The sequence below is a fragment of the Paenalcaligenes hermetiae genome, from assembly GCF_039543645.1.
Lineage (GTDB): Bacteria > Pseudomonadota > Gammaproteobacteria > Burkholderiales > Burkholderiaceae_B > Paenalcaligenes > Paenalcaligenes hermetiae.
The window spans coordinates 107854-122635 of sequence record NZ_BAABKD010000009.1; the positions used below are offsets into that span (position 1 = coordinate 107854).

Below are 14782 nucleotides of genomic sequence, written 5' to 3' on the forward strand. Positions count from 1 at the left end.
TTTTGGGTTATGCTTAATCATTATTAACTCCGTCCTTTAGGGCATGTCAGAATCTTTATCACCCGAACCCGAATCGCGTTCTAAAAAACGCCCCTCTGCTTTTAGTCGTTTTTTTAAACGTCGCGCCGAACCCGCTGATCGCGAAGATATTAAAGCAATTCTCGAAGCAGCGCTCGAGCGTCAAATTATCGATAATGAAGCCTACGCTATGATCGTAGGGGCTTTAGATGTGGCAAGCAAAACCGTATCCGATATTATGGTGCCACGCTCTAAAATCGATCTCATCGATGTCAACAAGCCCCTCGCCGAGCTTCTTCCTTTTATCGTCGAAACCGGTCGCTCACGTTTTCCTGTCTATGATGGCGATCGCGATAATATCGTCGGTATCTTACTCGCCAAAGACTTACTCCTTTCCATTGCTAACCCAAATATTGATTTACGCCCTTTAATTCGGCCTGCGGTCTTTATCCCAGAAACCAAAAAACTCAATGTGCTTTTACGCGAGTTTCGAAGTAGCCGTAATCATATTGCTATCGTCATTGATGAGCACGGGGGTACTGCTGGTTTAGTCACCATGGAAGACGTACTTGAGCAAATTGTTGGCGATATTGAAGACGAATACGATGAGGACGATGCGCAAACCATCTTCCAAGCCGGTAATAACAGTTGGCGAGTTATGGCAGTAACAGAAATCGGTGACTTCAACGAAGCCTTTGGCACGCATTTATCCGACGAAGATTATGACACCATTGGTGGTTGGCTCGCGGCCGAAATGGGACAAATCCCTAAGCGCGGGGACAGTACAGCTATCCAAGGCATCAAAATCACGGTTGTTCGCGCAGACCCCAAACGTGCGCTCTGGCTCCACGTGCAGCGCGAAACTGCACCCCTTGTGTCGGACACCTCAACTGAGTAATGCTGTGACTGCACAACGTTCTGCTTTTTCCTATTTTCTACCCTTATTTGGGATTGGGGCTCTACATGCAATTAGCTTTGCTCCCGATCCGCTCCCCCTGCACTTTTTGCCCTTTGTGCAGCTCATCACTTTGGCTTGCTTGGCTTTTTACAGCTTTAAAGCCGCTCGAGCGAGCCAGTTTGTATGGGGGGCTTTTGGGTTTGGATTAGCGAATTTTGGGGTAGGCATCTACTGGCTACATATCAGCATGCACCAATATGGCGGCATGCCCTTTTTACTCGCCGCTATGGCTGTCGCGCTCTTTGCGGGACTAATGGCGCTTTATTATGTGGTGGCTATTGCCTTAGCTCGCTTTTTTATTCCTAATGCGCGCGGTGCTTGGCAACAACAACTTGCTGCCGCTGCCATTTGGGCCAGCGCGTGGACTCTATTAGAATGGGTGCGCGGTACTTTTTTAACGGGCTTTCCCTGGCTTAATATCGCCTATGCTCACGTGGACAGCATGTTCACTGGTTGGGCTACAGTCCTTGGGGCATATGGAGTCGCGTGGTGGGTGGCTTTTACCGCCGCGGTCATGGCTTTGTTTGCGCTCAATACACATAAGCATGCCCCTAAATCATATAGCTTCCCGCTTGGGCTCGCATTATTAGGCGCTTTGGCTGGTATTTTACTCGGTGGCATCCAATGGCATCAGCCGCATGGTGACCCTTTTTATGTCCGTCTTGCCCAGGGAAATATCGACCAACAAATGAAGTTTGACCCAGCGCACCTACAAGACGGAGTTAAACTTTACAAACAACTTGCTGCCGCCGCCCCAAAAGATCCAGAAGCCTCTCCCGCACTGATTATTCTGCCCGAGACCATCATTCCTCTATTTCAACATCAATGGCAATTAGATTTTTGGCAAGAATGGATCGATATCGCCAAACAACAACAAGCCACAATTTTACTTGGAGCGCCGCTCTATGCCCAACAAGGAGAACGCGGCATCTATACCAATAGCGTGATCAGTATTGACGAAAACAGCAGCCCAACCGCTATTCAACAACTCCAGCTGGATTACCGCTATGATAAACACCATTTGGTTCCCTTTGGGGAGTTTATTCCCCCGGGCTTCCATTGGTTTTTAGAGTTATTGCATATTCCCCTAGGGGATTTTAACCGTGGCGCCACACGCCAAGCCAACTTGTCTCTTCACCAACAGTATATCGGACCAGACATTTGTTATGAGGATGTATTTGGCGAGGAAATCATTCAAAGCGTGCGTCCTCACGCCGATCATGGTAATGGGGCAACGATGCTTATCAATATCAGTAATTTAGCGTGGTTTGGCGATACGTGGGCGCTGCGTCAGCATTTACAAATTGCACGCATGCGTAGTATAGAAACAGCTCGCCCAATGTTACGCGCAACCAACACAGGGGCAACGGCCGCCATTTTCCCTACCGGTGAGGTCCAAGCACTCTTACCTACCCATACCGTGGGTATTTTAGATGTAGAGGTCCAAGGCACCCAAGGTCTTACCCCCTATGTGCAATTAGGAAATTGGCCTATCGTCACCTGGTCTCTAATAGTACTACTCTTATTAGGACGGAAACTACGAGCCACTCATCCACACTCTCAGCACAACAATTAGGGCTTTACTTTTAATAAAACCATGCTATAATTATTTTTTTACGGCAAATCAAGCAAAAAGGCCATTGTTTTTAGCTTAGGTTTATGCTTAGTTGTCGTCTAACATAGTCTTTTTTAAATTAAAAAAGACTTGCACAAAATAAAAATTTAGTGCATAATTATATTTCTTTGTTGCAGAGAGCTTAAAAGCTTAACGCATACGGGGGTATAGCTCAGCTGGGAGAGCGCTTGCATGGCATGCAAGAGGTCAGCGGTTCGATCCCGCTTACCTCCACCAAAACAAAGAAACAAAACAAAATTAGCTTGACAATTTTAAATTTAAGTCTTATAATTTTGTTTTATCGGTTAGCAAAAAGCTAACAGCTTAGGTCCCCATCGTCTAGAGGCCTAGGACATCGCCCTTTCACGGCGGCAACCGGGGTTCGAATCCCCGTGGGGACGCCAACACCTTAAGGTGTTGAGCACATAACTACTAGGAGTGGTAGTTCAGTTGGTTAGAATACCGGCCTGTCACGCCGGGGGTCGCGGGTTCGAGTCCCGTCCACTCCGCCAAGATACCAAAAGCCTTGTAAGATAATTCTTACAAGGCTTTTTTACTGCCTAAACAAAATCAAAACGTAACAAAAAGATTCTGCAAAATTCCCTATTTGCCCTTATTTTGCATTAACTTGCCGTCAACTACAGTTAACTCGCAAATAAATTATAAAAACCACTCAAATATTACATTTTGTAAATTTTGAACGTGACGCAAAACTCTCTATATTGTGCCCATCAATGATTAGGAGAGGCACATGACACATCAAAATACCACCACTTGGTCTGTTAAAGACATCATTCGCTTATATGAACTTCCATTAATGGATCTGTTATGGCAAGCACAACAAGTGCACCGGGAGCACCACGAAGCCAATGCCGTTCAGCTATCCAGCTTGCTTTCTATTAAAACAGGGGGCTGCCCTGAAGACTGTAGCTACTGCCCTCAATCGTCTAAATACAATACCGATGTAGAAAACGAGCGACTTTTAGATGTAGAAACAGTTGTGGCTGCAGCCAAACGTGCTCGTGATAGTGGTGCCCAACGTTTTTGCATGGGGGCAGCATGGCGCTCCCCTACCGAAAAACAAGTCGATCAAGTCATTGAGCTCGTTCAAGCAGTCAAAGCATTAGGAATGGAAACCTGCGTTACCTTAGGTATGCTCAAAGATGGTCAGGCCGAACGCCTTAAAGAAGCCGGCCTTGACTACTACAATCACAACCTCGATACCTCTGAAGATTTCTACAAAGAAATTATCAGCACGCGTACCTACCAAGACCGCATTGACACCCTCGATCGCGTGCAAAAAGCCGGATTAAAAAGCTGTGTAGGTGGCATTGTAGGTTTAGGAGAAAGTCGAGAGCAACGCGCTAAATTTATTGCCCAGCTCGCTAACCGCAACCCTTACCCCGAATCCGTACCCATTAACCAGCTCGTTCGTGTTCAAGGCACACCATTAGCAAATAACGAAGACTTGGACGAGTTTGAATTTGTACGTACGATTGCCATTGCTCGCATTACCATGCCCAAAGCCGCTGTACGCTTATCGGCAGGACGTAGCAATATGAGCGATGCCACCCAAGCCCTCTGCTTTATGGCTGGCGCCAATTCCATTTTTTATGGCGATCAATTACTTACCACAGGCAACCCGCAGTTTGTCGCGGACCAAAAGCTCTTTGAGCGCCTTGGCTTACACGCAGAAAAACGCAGCTACGCTATGGAAGACTGCCCAAGTAAACAAATCGATCCCAATGCCATCCGCCAATGTGGTCGAGCCCGCGCAGTAGCCGAGGCACTTTAAATGTTCACTTTAGTTGCAAGCATTAGCTGTAGTGTTGCTGTCTCCGTTTTGCTAAAAATAGCACGGAGCCGGCAGATTGATGTGGCCCAAGCCATTGCCTTTAATTATGTAATGGCGGTCACCTTAACTGTATTACTCCTGAATCCTGACCCTCAGGGCTTTATCCATAACCCCACCACCCCTTACTGGGTGGTTATTGCCTTAGGATTACTGCTTCCCAGTATATTCTTAGTTATGGCCAAAGCCGTTAAACATGCCGGCATTGTACTCAGTGATGCAGCACAGCGCTTATCTTTAATCATCCCGCTGATTGCAGCGGTGCTGATTTTTGGTGAGTCATTACAAGGCTTTAAACTACTTGGCATATTGCTCGGGCTGGCAGCACTATGGTGCTTGACCTTAGGATCAAAGCAAGTCGATAGCTCGCCCCACCCCCACGCTATGCATTGGCTTTTAGGCGTTTGGGTAGGGTATGGGGTCATAGACGTACTTTTTAAGCAGCTCGCTAAAAGTGGTGCAGCCTTTAGTAGTAGTTTGTTGATTACCTTTAGCTTAGCCGGTGTTTTGCTCTTTATTTGGCTACTAAGCCAAAAAGTAACGTGGCGTCTACGCAATCTCTATGCAGGCTTATTATTAGGCTTGTTGAATTTTGGCAATATTTATTTCTATATTCGGGCTCATCAGCAGTTCCCCGATAACCCCACTCTGGTTTTCTCGGCCATGAACATTGGGGTTATCAGTGTGGGAACGGTGATTGGTGCGATTGCTTTTAAAGAAAAGTTAAGTCGCAGTAGCCTACTTGGTATTGGTCTTGCCATCTGCGCCATTATAGCGCTAGTGCCTCGTTAGTTTCCCATTGACGCTGGGCTCCCCTTTACACTCGGGTCTGTGGCCTCAGCCACAGGCTCACTCTCTTCTTCGATGACCGGATCATGCGAAATATCACTCGTAATGTCCACGCGTGGGTCTAATGCCGCTGCCGCCGCAGAAGGTACACTGGCCATGGGCACAAACTCGGTGGGCGCATCCTGACTTAAGTGATCGCCCGTTACTTTTTGTGGACGAATCAATCCAACTAAAAGAGCACCACAGGCCGCCACAAAAATAAAATAGAAATGGCTACCCCATCTGTCCATTAAAATCCCAACCAACAGCGGCCCTACACATGCCCCAACCCCATACACCATATATAAAATAGCGCTTAGCCCCACACGACGGTCAGGGTCTACGTTATCATTGGCAAAAGCGGCACCTAATGGGTAAAGCGTAAACTGCAACACCCCAAAAGCGGCAGAAAAAACCAACAACCACGTATAGGAAAAACTTAGCCAACCAACTAAAGGCAAAGCCAGTAAAAACAAACAGAGTGCGTTGATCCGAATGGTCAACACCCGACCTAAGCGGTCAGCAAGCCAACCGATAGGCCACTGAGCCAACACCCCCGCCGCCACCGATACCGCCACAAAAACCGCCACTTGCTCACTGTTTAAATCGGCACGCAAACCATAAACCGGAGCCAGTGCATAAAAAGCTCCTGTCACCATCCCCGCAATCAATAGCACAATAATCGATAACGGGACGCGCTCCACATAATATTTGGCGTTAATGGGTGCTGGTACTTGTAAAGCCGGGTGCAAACGACGCGTCAATGCCACCGGCACCAAACTCATCACAGAACAAATTGCCACAAAAACCAACGGCTCATAATTCATTTGTGGAAAATAGGTTAAAGCAATTTGCCCTAATACCGTACCTAAACTGGTCATTACCATATAAAAAGCAAAAACCGTCCCACGTTGCTCGTTTTCTGTTTGCTCATTGAGCCAACTTTCCAAGCCCATAAACTGCGTCACCATGGCGGCACCGGCAAAAAAACGCAGCACTAACCAGATCCACAGATTATCCACAAGAATTTGAATTAAAACCGCTGCCGTCACAAACGCCGCACTGGCGGCATAAGCCCGTATATGCCCAATACCTAAAATGAGCTTATGACCTACCCGCGCCCCTACGACTAGACCTAAATAAAATATGGCTAATAATGCTCCCACCCAAATTTCTGATACGGAAAGCTGCGTTAAACGCACCCCCATATAGGTATTAAACAAACCTGAACCAGTCAGTAGCACTAGGGCTGCCAAATACAAAGAGAAAAAAGCACCGATCGTATTAAACATGGAAATAAAAAAGCAGCGGGTTAAAAAATACGCCTAAGCCAGTCGGCCTAAGCAATGATTCATTGTAGGCAAAAGGCACAGCTCTCGGGAAAAATTTGTCTATTTTTCAATCTTTTACTTCAATTGGGTTTTAGCAACGATTTTCAGCAAGCTGGCTATAATAGAGTTCTACTCTTTAACCCTGCGAGCTTAGCTCGTTTCAACAATGAGAAACCTATGGGTTTTACACATCCCGACTCAGATCTTAGCTTGACGCATTTGGACGCCAGCGGCCAGGTTCGCATGGTGGATGTCAGCCACAAAAATCGCAGCGCCCGTGAAGCCATTGCCGCTAGCACCGTACGGTTAAGTGCCGACGCCTTTGCCTTATTAACAGCTCAAGCCAATGCCAAAGGCGAGGTCTTAAATACCGCTCGCATTGCGGGGATTCAAGCCGCCAAACGCTGTGCAGAGCTAATCCCCCTATGCCATACACTTGCCTTGGACTTTGTTGGCATTGATTTTGAATTAGATAGCCAACAACACCTGGTACATATCCAAGCCACCTGTCGCTGCTCCTATACGACTGGCGTAGAAATGGAGGCCATGACCGCAGCTAGTGTGGCGGCGCTCACTATTTACGATATGTGCAAAGCTGCCGACAAAGGCATTGTGATTGAAAATACACGCTTGCTACGCAAATCAGGTGGCAAATCCGGCGTGTGGCAAGCCACTGAGCGTTGATTGTTTTTTACCTCAAGGATACGTATGTCCAGCATTACTGTTTTGTATTTTGCCCAAGTCGCTGAGCTGACGCAGCAGCGTCAAGAAAGCTGGGAAATAGCCGCCCCTACATCAGTCAGTACTTGGCTAACACAACTGGTAGAACGCTACCCCGCCCTAGCGCCCATGCAGGAACGGCTTAAGGTCGCCGTTAACCAGTATCACGTTAACCACGACGCCATCATCACACCAGGAGACGAAGTCGCGGTTTTTGAGCCAGTCACAGGGGGGTAAGAATATGGTAACGGTCCAAGAACATGACTTTAATGTTAGTGATCTTATCGAGCGCTTACATCAAAAGCACGCCGGACAAAATGGCGCGCTATTAAGTTTCATTGGCTATGTACGCGATTTTAACCCCGATGCCCCCACCGAAACGTTGTTTTTAGAACACTACCCTGGTATGTGTGAGCGCGAAATCACAGATATCTGTGAATACGCTAAACAACGTTGGGATATTTTAGACTACTGTGTGGTGCATCGCGTAGGCGAACTACACCTAGGCGAACAAATTGTCTTTGTAGGGGTATGCAGTATCCACCGAGGCGATGCTTTTGCTGCGGGTGAATACATTATCGATGCCCTCAAAACGCGCGCCCCTTTTTGGAAACGCGAAACTTTACAATCCGGTGAAAAATTCTGGGTACAGCAGCGTGACAGTGACGTAACCAAAACAGCACAATGGGAGCAACAACATGACTAGTTTACACTGTGCGGTGTTAACGGTATCCAACACCCGTACAGCCGCTAATGATACATCTGGTGATTATTTGGTTGATCAACTACAACGAGCCGGCCACAAATGCATTGAACGCGCTATTTGCCCCACCAATATTTACGAATTGCGCAAAATCATTAGTCAATGGATTGCTGACCCAAACATCCACGTTATCCTAACTAACGGGGGGACTGGCTTTGGTCCACAAAAAAACACCATTGCGGCCATTGAGCCCCTATTAGACCAAACTGTAACGGGTTTTGGTGAATTATTCCGCCAGCTCTCCTATCAAGACATTGGTAGCTCTGCCATCCAATCCAATGCGCTCGCAGGCTTAGCCAACCAGACCATTATTTTCAGTATTCCTGGTTCGACCAACGCTTGTCGCTTGGCTTGGACGCGCATTATCCGGGAGCAGCTCAATAGCCAGCACAAACCCTGCAATTTTGCTGATCACTGCGCCACTAAATCCTAAACTCTACGAGGCATTATGTTAGATTTCGATACCGCTCAAGATCGTCTTATTCAAGCCGCAGTCCGTCCCACTCGCACGGAACGCGTTCCTATTGCGGATGCCGTTGGGCGCGTCGTCGCCACGAATGTCCTAGCGGCTATCGATATTCCCCCTGCAGACAACAGCGCCATGGATGGTTATGCGGTACGTATAGCCGATGTCACACCCGAGCAAGCATTACCCATTCAACAACGCTGCTATGCGGGGGATGTCCCCCAAGCGCTTAAACCTGGCCATGCGATCCGCTTATTCACGGGTAGTCTTATGCCAGCGGGAGCAGATACGGTTATTATTCAAGAAAACTGCAGTGAACAAGATGATCAAGTCACTATCCACCAGCTCCCTAAAGCCGGCGCCAATGTCCGCTACCAAGGTGAGGACATGGGCAAAGATAAAACCATTATCCTTAAAGGCAAGCGCCTAAGCAGCGGTCATGTGGCCATGCTTGCTTCGCAGGGCATCACGCATATTGACGTTTATCCTGTTCCCAAAATCGGTATTCTCACAACAGGCGATGAGCTCGCGCAACTTGGGCAGCCTTTACAAGAGGGGCAGATTTATAACTCTAACGCTCCCATGCTAGCAGTACTCATACAGCAACTCAAAGCGCAAGTCCATTTGACACTGCATGCTAAAGACACGCTAGAGGATATTCAACAAGCGCTCAGCACATTGTGCGAGAGCTGCGATTTGGTCTTAACTGTAGGCGGGGTTTCTGTGGGAGATAAAGACTTGGTGAAACCCGCCATTGAAGGCTTAGGCGGCGAAATGCAGCTTTGGAAAGTACGGATGAAACCCGGCAAACCGGTCGCTTTAGCGCATCTGCATAACACCCCTATTGTCGGTCTGCCGGGGAACCCGGTTTCCGCTTATGCCGTGTTTACCTTAATGGTCTCACCTATGATCCGCGTTCTCCAAGGTCGCCGGCATGCTTTACCTCGGGTCTTTTATGGCAAGCTCGATAGCACCAAAACCTTCAAAGGCTCACGCGAAGAGTTTATTCGGGTACAGGTGCGCCCAGATGCAGATGGCTTTATGTATCTAACTCCACATGCCCAACAAGGCTCAGCGATCATTAGCTCTTTGGCTTGGGCCACCGGTTTAGCGCGTATTCCCGCCCACACCGAAATCAAAAATGGCGATACCATCGCTTATTATGATTTTAAACACTGGGGATTTTAATCGCCTGATCACAACCTCGATGAAAACGCCTGCTGGCGGGCGTTTTCAAGGTCTTCCGGGGTATTAAGATTCAAAAACACAGTAGCATCAAACTGATGCATATCTACGGCTACCGCTTCTTGCTGTTGGAGCCAACCAAAAACACGACGTTGCCCCTGTTGTAAATACGTAGCCAAATGCGGCGCGCACGAGCGATGCAACAACAAACACAAGGGATGATCGCGCTCATGTCGCGCAAAAAAAGCGCGCTGTAATGGGTAGCGCGAGCGCGTTTGCCAAAACCGTTGTACCACCGAAAATGGTACAAATGGGGTGTCGACCGGTAACACCATCAACCAGTCCGTGGTACAAGCAGATAAAAGCGCATATAGCCCGGCTAAAGGCCCCTGATAACCTGCAAAAATGGCTGGGTCTTGCACGACTTGTCCATAATGCGCATAGCACTGCAAGTAGCGATTCGCACTAATCAATAAAGGCTGCTGTTGGCTCAAAGGCGCCAAGGTATCGGCTACCCAAGCCACCAAAGGTTTTCCATGCAAGTCAACTAAACCTTTATCTATATTTTTACCTAAGGGCTGCAAACGGCGTGCCATACCCCCCGTCAATATCGCCCCAGTGAGATGGTGTTGCATTAACCGCCTATATAACTCATTTCAATTTTATGCATAGGCGCCAGACCTTGTCCTCGTAGCTCTGAGTAACGGTCATGACGGCCACGCCATACCTCCATCATAAAAGCTGCGACCTCTGCATCCGAGGCTGACTGACGCAATAACTGGCGTACATCATAACCACGACTAGCAAAAAGACAAAGGAAAAACTGCCCCTCTGGGGATAAGCGCAAGCGCGTACAATCCCCACAGAATGGATTGGATACGCTGGTAATAATACCGATTTCCCCACTGCCATCCACATAACGATACCGATCCGCCACCTCGCCATAATAGGTGGCTTGCACTGGCTCCAGCTCGAACTCAGAGGCCAAAGTTTGGATAATCTGGGCTCCCGTCACAACCTCGGACATTTCCCAGCCATTCGTATTTCCTACATCCATGTACTCGATAAAACGAAGCGCATGGCCTCGGCCCTTAAAGTAACGCGCCATAGGTAATATTTGGTCATCATTGATGCCTTTACGTACAACCATATTCACCTTGACCGGAGCCAGCCCCACCTCTGCCGCTTTTTCTATACCAGCCAATACTCGCTCTACCGCTACCTGACTATCACTGAGCTGAGTGAAGCGCGCGCTATCTAAAGCGTCCAAGCTAACCGTTACTCTATGTAGACCGGCCTCTTTTAATGCGGCTGCCTTTTGTGCCAGCAACGTTGCATTCGTTGTCATCGCTAGCTCTATCGGATGCCCCTCTGGAGTACGCAATGCCGCTAACATCGCTACCAGCTTTTCTACATGTTTTCTTAAAAGAGGCTCGCCCCCTGTTAAGCGTATTTTTTGTACCCCCATTTGAACCGCTATTGCCGCTACCCGCGTGATTTCTTCAAAGCTCAAAAGCTCGGGTTGCGGCAAAAAAGCATGATCAGCACCGAACACCTCGCGCGGCATACAGTATGTACAGCGAAAGTTACAGCGGTCTGTAATAGAAATACGTAAGTCTCGTAATGGTCGTTGGCGCTGATCGAAAACCCCGCCCTCGCCCTGAGACGGAATCACCGTAGGGTGTGACGGGTTTGCCTTCATGGACAAAGTAGTAGGGGCAGAGGAGTGCGTCATAAAATGGATTAAAGCGATACGGATAAATCTTGCTGTAGTAGCTGCTCTAAAGTGTAAATCGTTCCCATGTGCTCAGACTCATAACCAGCAAGCTGTTGCATATAGTGTTTATAGTCAGGGCTACGTAGCACGGAAAGAAAAGACTGTATGATGGCACTATTAACCATGTCTTGGTGAAAAGCAAAGAAATACCGCTCTTGCTCTAGGGAAATAAACTCAAGGCCACAACGCCTGGCTGCCGTCTCAATACCAAACCCCACATCAGCCATACCACTGGCCACATGCGCCGCCACCGCCATATGCGTAAACTCTGTTGCCCCATAATTTAATACTAGATCAGCATCCACACCGGCATCTTCCAATAACCAACGCATTAAATAGCGTGTTCCCGAGCCGGGCTGTCTATTTACCACACGCACCTCTGGGCGAACCAAGTCCGCCATTCCTTGAATCTGTAGAGGGTTATGCGGCTGCACAAATAAGCCGACGCGGCGACAAGCCAACAAAACAAATAAAAGTGGCTCCGATTGTAAGTAATCTTGGTACAGTCGCAGCATTGCATCTTGGTATTTTCCCGTCGGCAATTGAAATCCGGCCACATCGCATTCTTTTTTTTGTAATAAGGCTAAGGCCTCCCCTCCCGTGCGATACTGTAATGCCATCCTAAAACCCGAGGGATGATCACTTTGCCAACGCATCAAACCCTCTACAGCAAAGCCATGACTCGCGTGCAAGCGTAAAATATGCCGTTGCTGTGCATACAGCTCTTGAAGCTGTGCGTTAAGTTGCTGCGCCACCCCCTGCACATGAGGATGCAATAGCTGCTCGTGGCGGCGATACAAGACCACGATCTGTTGGGCCAGTTCCGTTAATACCGACCCCTGCCCCCGCACCGTTTGCACCAGTGTCGTTTTTAAATGTTTTTCCCCATCACGAATCATGCCCCATGCATGACGATAAGAAAGCCGACAGATTTTAGCGGCTGCCGCTAAATTTCCGACTTTTTCAATCGCCATTAAAATCTGTACTAACTGCCCCATATCATAGGGCGGCTCTGTCGCTAACTGCCAACGTACACTTAAATCCAGATCCGGTATCATGCTCCCCCTTTAATATGTTTTAAAAAACATATTTTTGCTAAGTTCTTGCAAGCAAGTGCTTATTGATAAGTATCGATTTACTTTGTAAATTAAGTATATACCGTTAATAACAATATGTATTTAATATCATATAGGAGACAGCCTTTTTGGGCTTATATCACACCTATGACCACACCTAGCGCACAAAATAACAGCACACCTGCTCACGCCTTAGCCACGGCGCTGGCAGAACATGCTCACAAAGAGGGCTCTCTTTTGCCCATTTTGCATAGCATTCAAGATCAACTGGGCTACATTCCCAACGAAATCATTCTTCCGCTCAGTCAGGCTATTCATCGTTCTCGAGCGGAAATTCATGGCGTAATTAGCTTTTATGCCCATTTTCGTACACAGCCCCCGGCCGCTCTACATCTGGCTCTCTGCCGCGCCGAAGCCTGTCAAGCTCGCGGGGCCAATGCGCTGATTGCTCATGCCCAAGAGCGCCTTGGCTGCGATTTTCACCAGCGATCTCAAACACATGATGTCCATCTTGAGCCAGCTTATTGCTTAGGGCTTTGCGCCCAAGGGCCTGCTGCGATGCTCAATGAACAGCCGGTAGCCCACGTCACCCCTCACCATATTGATGAATGGCTCAACCAAGTAGGAGAGTCCGCATGACAACCACGCTTTATATTCCCATGGATACGGCTGCCGTGGCCGCTGGCGTGGAGCACCTGATTCCTGCCATTCAAGCTAAAGCCGCCCAATACCAACAACCTATTCATATTGTGCGCAACGGCACACGTGGAATGCTATGGCTAGAGCCACTTATCGAGGTCCAAACGCCGCAAGGGCGCGTTGCCTATGGCCCCGTACAATGCGCTGACCTAGACAGCCTTTTCGAAGCAGGTTGGCTTCAGGGCGCCGACCACCCACTCTGCCATGGTCTGACGGAAAATATCCCCTACCTCAAAAACCAAGAGCGTTTGACTTTTGCCCGTGTTGGCATTACTCAGCCACTTTGTCTAGACGACTATCAAGCGCATGGTGGTTGGGAGGGTCTTCAACAAGCTCTTCGCTATCGCCCACAACAAATTGTCGATATCGTAACGGAGTCAGGGCTACGCGGGCGAGGTGGCGCCGCTTTCCCTACGGGAATCAAATGGAATACGGTGCTCCATGCCCAAGCTGAACAAAAATACATTGTGTGTAATGCCGACGAAGGTGACTCAGGTACATTTTCGGATCGTATCCTAATGGAAGGCGATCCGTACACCTTAATCGAGGGCATGATTATCGCCGGCTTAGCCGTAAACGCGACCCGTGGCTATATTTACGTACGCTCCGAATACCCTATTGCTATTCGTGTTCTCGAAGAGGCAGTACAGCGAGCTTACACCGCGGGCTATTTAGGCAAAGCTATTTTAGGCAGTGATAAAAATTTTGATCTAGAGGTACGTAAAGGAGCAGGGGCTTATATTTGCGGCGAAGAAACCTCTTTATTAGAAAGCCTAGAGGGTAAACGCGGCGAAATCCGCTTTAAACCGCCACTCCCCGCTCTCGAAGGTTTTATGGGCCAACCCACTGTCGTCAATAATGTGATTTCTCTAGGATCCGTACCTATTATTTTAGCTAAAGGCGCAGAATTTTATAAAAATTTTGGCATGGGTCGGTCACGCGGCACCTTAGCATTTCAACTCACCGGCAACTTAAAATACGGCGGCTTAGTTGAAAAAGCCTTTGGGGTTACGCTCAATGAATTACTGTACGACTTTGGTGGTGGTAGCGCCTCGGGGCGACCTTTACGTGCGGTACAAGTTGGTGGTCCCCTAGGTGCTTATCTGCCCCAAAAAGACTGGGACACCCCTATCGACTACGAAGCTTACTCGGCCATGACGGCAATGGTTGGTCATGGTGGCATTGTTGCTTTTGACGATACCGTGGACATGGGGCATATGGCCCAGTACGCTATGGAATTTTGCGCCATCGAATCCTGTGGCAAGTGCACTCCCTGCCGTATTGGCTCCACGCGCGGTGTAGAAACCATCGCAAAAATTCGCCGTCAAGAACAACCTGAACAAAATGTGCAGCTGCTTCACGACCTTTGTGACACTATGTTAGCAGGCTCACTATGTGCTTTAGGTGGGATGGCACCCTATCCAGTGTTATCTGCACTCGAGCACTTTGCTGAAGACTTTGGTCTCCAACCGGCTACGACAGCCACCCATTAAC

The 14782-nt window shown here is 48.4% G+C and carries 15 protein-coding genes and 3 tRNA genes; 14 read left to right on the top strand and 4 right to left on the bottom strand.

The window, feature by feature from the left end; all coding sequences use genetic code 11:
• Nucleotides 1-43 precede the first annotated feature (43 nt).
• The 7 genes from ABD980_RS06200 (at nt 44) to ABD980_RS06230 (ending at nt 5235) form a co-directional block, all read left to right on the top strand.
• The gene (locus ABD980_RS06200; RefSeq protein ID WP_260649317.1) at nt 44-916 is read left to right on the top strand and encodes a transporter associated domain-containing protein; all 873 of its coding nucleotides are present in this window, start codon (nt 44-46) and stop codon (nt 914-916) included.
• Nucleotides 917-920: 4 nt separating this feature from the next.
• On the top strand, nt 921-2552 hold the full coding sequence (gene lnt / locus ABD980_RS06205; RefSeq protein ID WP_345370390.1) for an apolipoprotein N-acyltransferase: 1632 nt from the start codon (nt 921-923) through the stop codon (nt 2550-2552).
• Nucleotides 2553-2752: 200 nt separating this feature from the next.
• Nucleotides 2753-2828, top strand: a tRNA-Ala gene (locus ABD980_RS06210).
• 91 nt (nt 2829-2919) lie between these two features.
• Nucleotides 2920-2995, top strand: a tRNA-Glu gene (locus tag ABD980_RS06215).
• A gap of 31 nt (nt 2996-3026) precedes the next feature.
• Nucleotides 3027-3103, top strand: a tRNA-Asp gene (locus ABD980_RS06220).
• Between the two features lie 239 nt (nt 3104-3342).
• Entirely contained in the window at nt 3343-4386 is a 1044-nt protein-coding gene (gene bioB / locus ABD980_RS06225; RefSeq protein WP_300648183.1) for a biotin synthase BioB, read from the top strand.
• Nucleotides 4387-5235 carry an EamA family transporter gene (locus tag ABD980_RS06230; protein WP_345370392.1) on the top strand — a complete coding sequence of 283 codons (849 nt, stop codon included), beginning with the start codon at nt 4387-4389 and terminating at the stop codon, nt 5233-5235.
• Here the strand turns inward: ABD980_RS06230 and ABD980_RS06235 are convergent.
• The gene (locus ABD980_RS06235) at nt 5232-6563 is read right to left on the bottom strand and encodes an MFS transporter (protein WP_345370394.1); all 1332 of its coding nucleotides are present in this window, start codon (nt 6561-6563) and stop codon (nt 5232-5234) included. The two genes, ABD980_RS06230 and ABD980_RS06235, sit on opposite strands and share 4 nt — an antisense overlap.
• Before the next feature lie 216 nt (nt 6564-6779).
• Here ABD980_RS06235 and moaC point away from each other — a divergent pair, with 216 nt between their 5' ends.
• From moaC to ABD980_RS06260, 5 genes are read left to right on the top strand one after another with little or no spacing between them, the layout of a single operon-like run.
• Nucleotides 6780-7286: a cyclic pyranopterin monophosphate synthase MoaC gene (moaC, locus tag ABD980_RS06240; RefSeq protein WP_345370396.1), complete on the top strand. Its 507-nt coding sequence runs from the start codon at nt 6780-6782 to the stop codon at nt 7284-7286.
• A gap of 18 nt (nt 7287-7304) precedes the next feature.
• Complete coding sequence (gene moaD / locus ABD980_RS06245) at nt 7305-7559, top strand: molybdopterin converting factor subunit 1 (protein ID WP_300648199.1); 255 nt, start codon at nt 7305-7307, stop codon at nt 7557-7559.
• A 4-nt stretch (nt 7560-7563) separates the two neighbouring features.
• A complete protein-coding gene (locus tag ABD980_RS06250; protein ID WP_345370398.1) occupies nt 7564-8028 on the top strand; it encodes a molybdenum cofactor biosynthesis protein MoaE in 465 nt (154 codons plus the stop codon).
• Complete coding sequence (gene moaB, locus ABD980_RS06255) at nt 8021-8518, top strand: molybdenum cofactor biosynthesis protein B (protein ID WP_260649324.1); 498 nt, start codon at nt 8021-8023, stop codon at nt 8516-8518. The genes ABD980_RS06250 and moaB overlap by 8 nt, the downstream gene beginning before the upstream one ends.
• A gap of 15 nt (nt 8519-8533) precedes the next feature.
• The gene (locus tag ABD980_RS06260) at nt 8534-9739 is read left to right on the top strand and encodes a molybdopterin molybdotransferase MoeA (RefSeq protein WP_345370401.1); all 1206 of its coding nucleotides are present in this window, start codon (nt 8534-8536) and stop codon (nt 9737-9739) included.
• An 8-nt stretch (nt 9740-9747) separates the two neighbouring features.
• On the opposite strand, the gene mobA is transcribed toward ABD980_RS06260, so the two are convergent.
• The 3 genes from mobA to ABD980_RS06275 are packed head-to-tail and all read right to left on the bottom strand — an operon-like array spanning nt 9748 to nt 12571.
• Nucleotides 9748-10371: a molybdenum cofactor guanylyltransferase MobA gene (mobA, locus tag ABD980_RS06265; protein ID WP_345370403.1), complete on the bottom strand. Its 624-nt coding sequence runs from the start codon at nt 10369-10371 to the stop codon at nt 9748-9750.
• Nucleotides 10371-11438, bottom strand: a complete 1068-nt coding sequence (gene moaA, locus ABD980_RS06270) for a GTP 3',8-cyclase MoaA (RefSeq protein ID WP_300648201.1) — start codon at nt 11436-11438, stop codon at nt 10371-10373. The genes mobA and moaA overlap by 1 nt, the downstream gene beginning before the upstream one ends.
• Nucleotides 11439-11479: 41 nt before the next feature.
• Nucleotides 11480-12571, bottom strand: coding sequence for a substrate-binding domain-containing protein (locus ABD980_RS06275; protein ID WP_345370405.1), 1092 nt, complete (start codon nt 12569-12571; stop codon nt 11480-11482).
• A 165-nt stretch (nt 12572-12736) separates the two neighbouring features.
• On the opposite strand from ABD980_RS06275, the gene ABD980_RS06280 reads away from it, so the two are divergent.
• A complete protein-coding gene (locus ABD980_RS06280) occupies nt 12737-13228 on the top strand; it encodes an NAD(P)H-dependent oxidoreductase subunit E (protein ID WP_300647483.1) in 492 nt (163 codons plus the stop codon).
• Nucleotides 13225-14781 (top strand): formate dehydrogenase beta subunit, encoded by a 1557-nt coding sequence (locus ABD980_RS06285; RefSeq protein WP_260649329.1) that lies wholly within the window; start codon nt 13225-13227, stop codon nt 14779-14781. Before ABD980_RS06280 ends, ABD980_RS06285 begins: the two co-directional genes overlap by 4 nt.
• Nucleotide 14782 lies beyond the last annotated feature (1 nt).

Bases quoted from the DNA above. Each gene is read 5' to 3' on its own strand.
- ABD980_RS06235 (WP_345370394.1), bottom strand. From the start codon at position 6,563: ATGTTTAATACGATCGGTGCTTTTTTCTCTTTGTATTTGGCAGCCCTA.
- moaC (WP_345370396.1), top strand. From the start codon at position 6,780: ATGGGTTTTACACATCCCGACTCAGATCTTAGCTTGACGCATTTGGAC.
- ABD980_RS06285 (WP_260649329.1), top strand. From the start codon at position 13,225: ATGACAACCACGCTTTATATTCCCATGGATACGGCTGCCGTGGCCGCT.
- mobA (WP_345370403.1), bottom strand. From the start codon at position 10,371: ATGCAACACCATCTCACTGGGGCGATATTGACGGGGGGTATGGCACGC.
- moaB (WP_260649324.1), top strand. From the start codon at position 8,021: ATGACTAGTTTACACTGTGCGGTGTTAACGGTATCCAACACCCGTACA.
- ABD980_RS06250 (WP_345370398.1), top strand. From the start codon at position 7,564: ATGGTAACGGTCCAAGAACATGACTTTAATGTTAGTGATCTTATCGAG.
- moaA (WP_300648201.1), bottom strand. From the start codon at position 11,438: ATGAAGGCAAACCCGTCACACCCTACGGTGATTCCGTCTCAGGGCGAG.
- ABD980_RS06280 (WP_300647483.1), top strand. From the start codon at position 12,737: ATGACCACACCTAGCGCACAAAATAACAGCACACCTGCTCACGCCTTA.
- ABD980_RS06260 (WP_345370401.1), top strand. From the start codon at position 8,534: ATGTTAGATTTCGATACCGCTCAAGATCGTCTTATTCAAGCCGCAGTC.
- ABD980_RS06230 (WP_345370392.1), top strand. From the start codon at position 4,387: ATGTTCACTTTAGTTGCAAGCATTAGCTGTAGTGTTGCTGTCTCCGTT.
- bioB (WP_300648183.1), top strand. From the start codon at position 3,343: ATGACACATCAAAATACCACCACTTGGTCTGTTAAAGACATCATTCGC.
- ABD980_RS06200 (WP_260649317.1), top strand. From the start codon at position 44: ATGTCAGAATCTTTATCACCCGAACCCGAATCGCGTTCTAAAAAACGC.
- ABD980_RS06275 (WP_345370405.1), bottom strand. From the start codon at position 12,571: ATGATACCGGATCTGGATTTAAGTGTACGTTGGCAGTTAGCGACAGAG.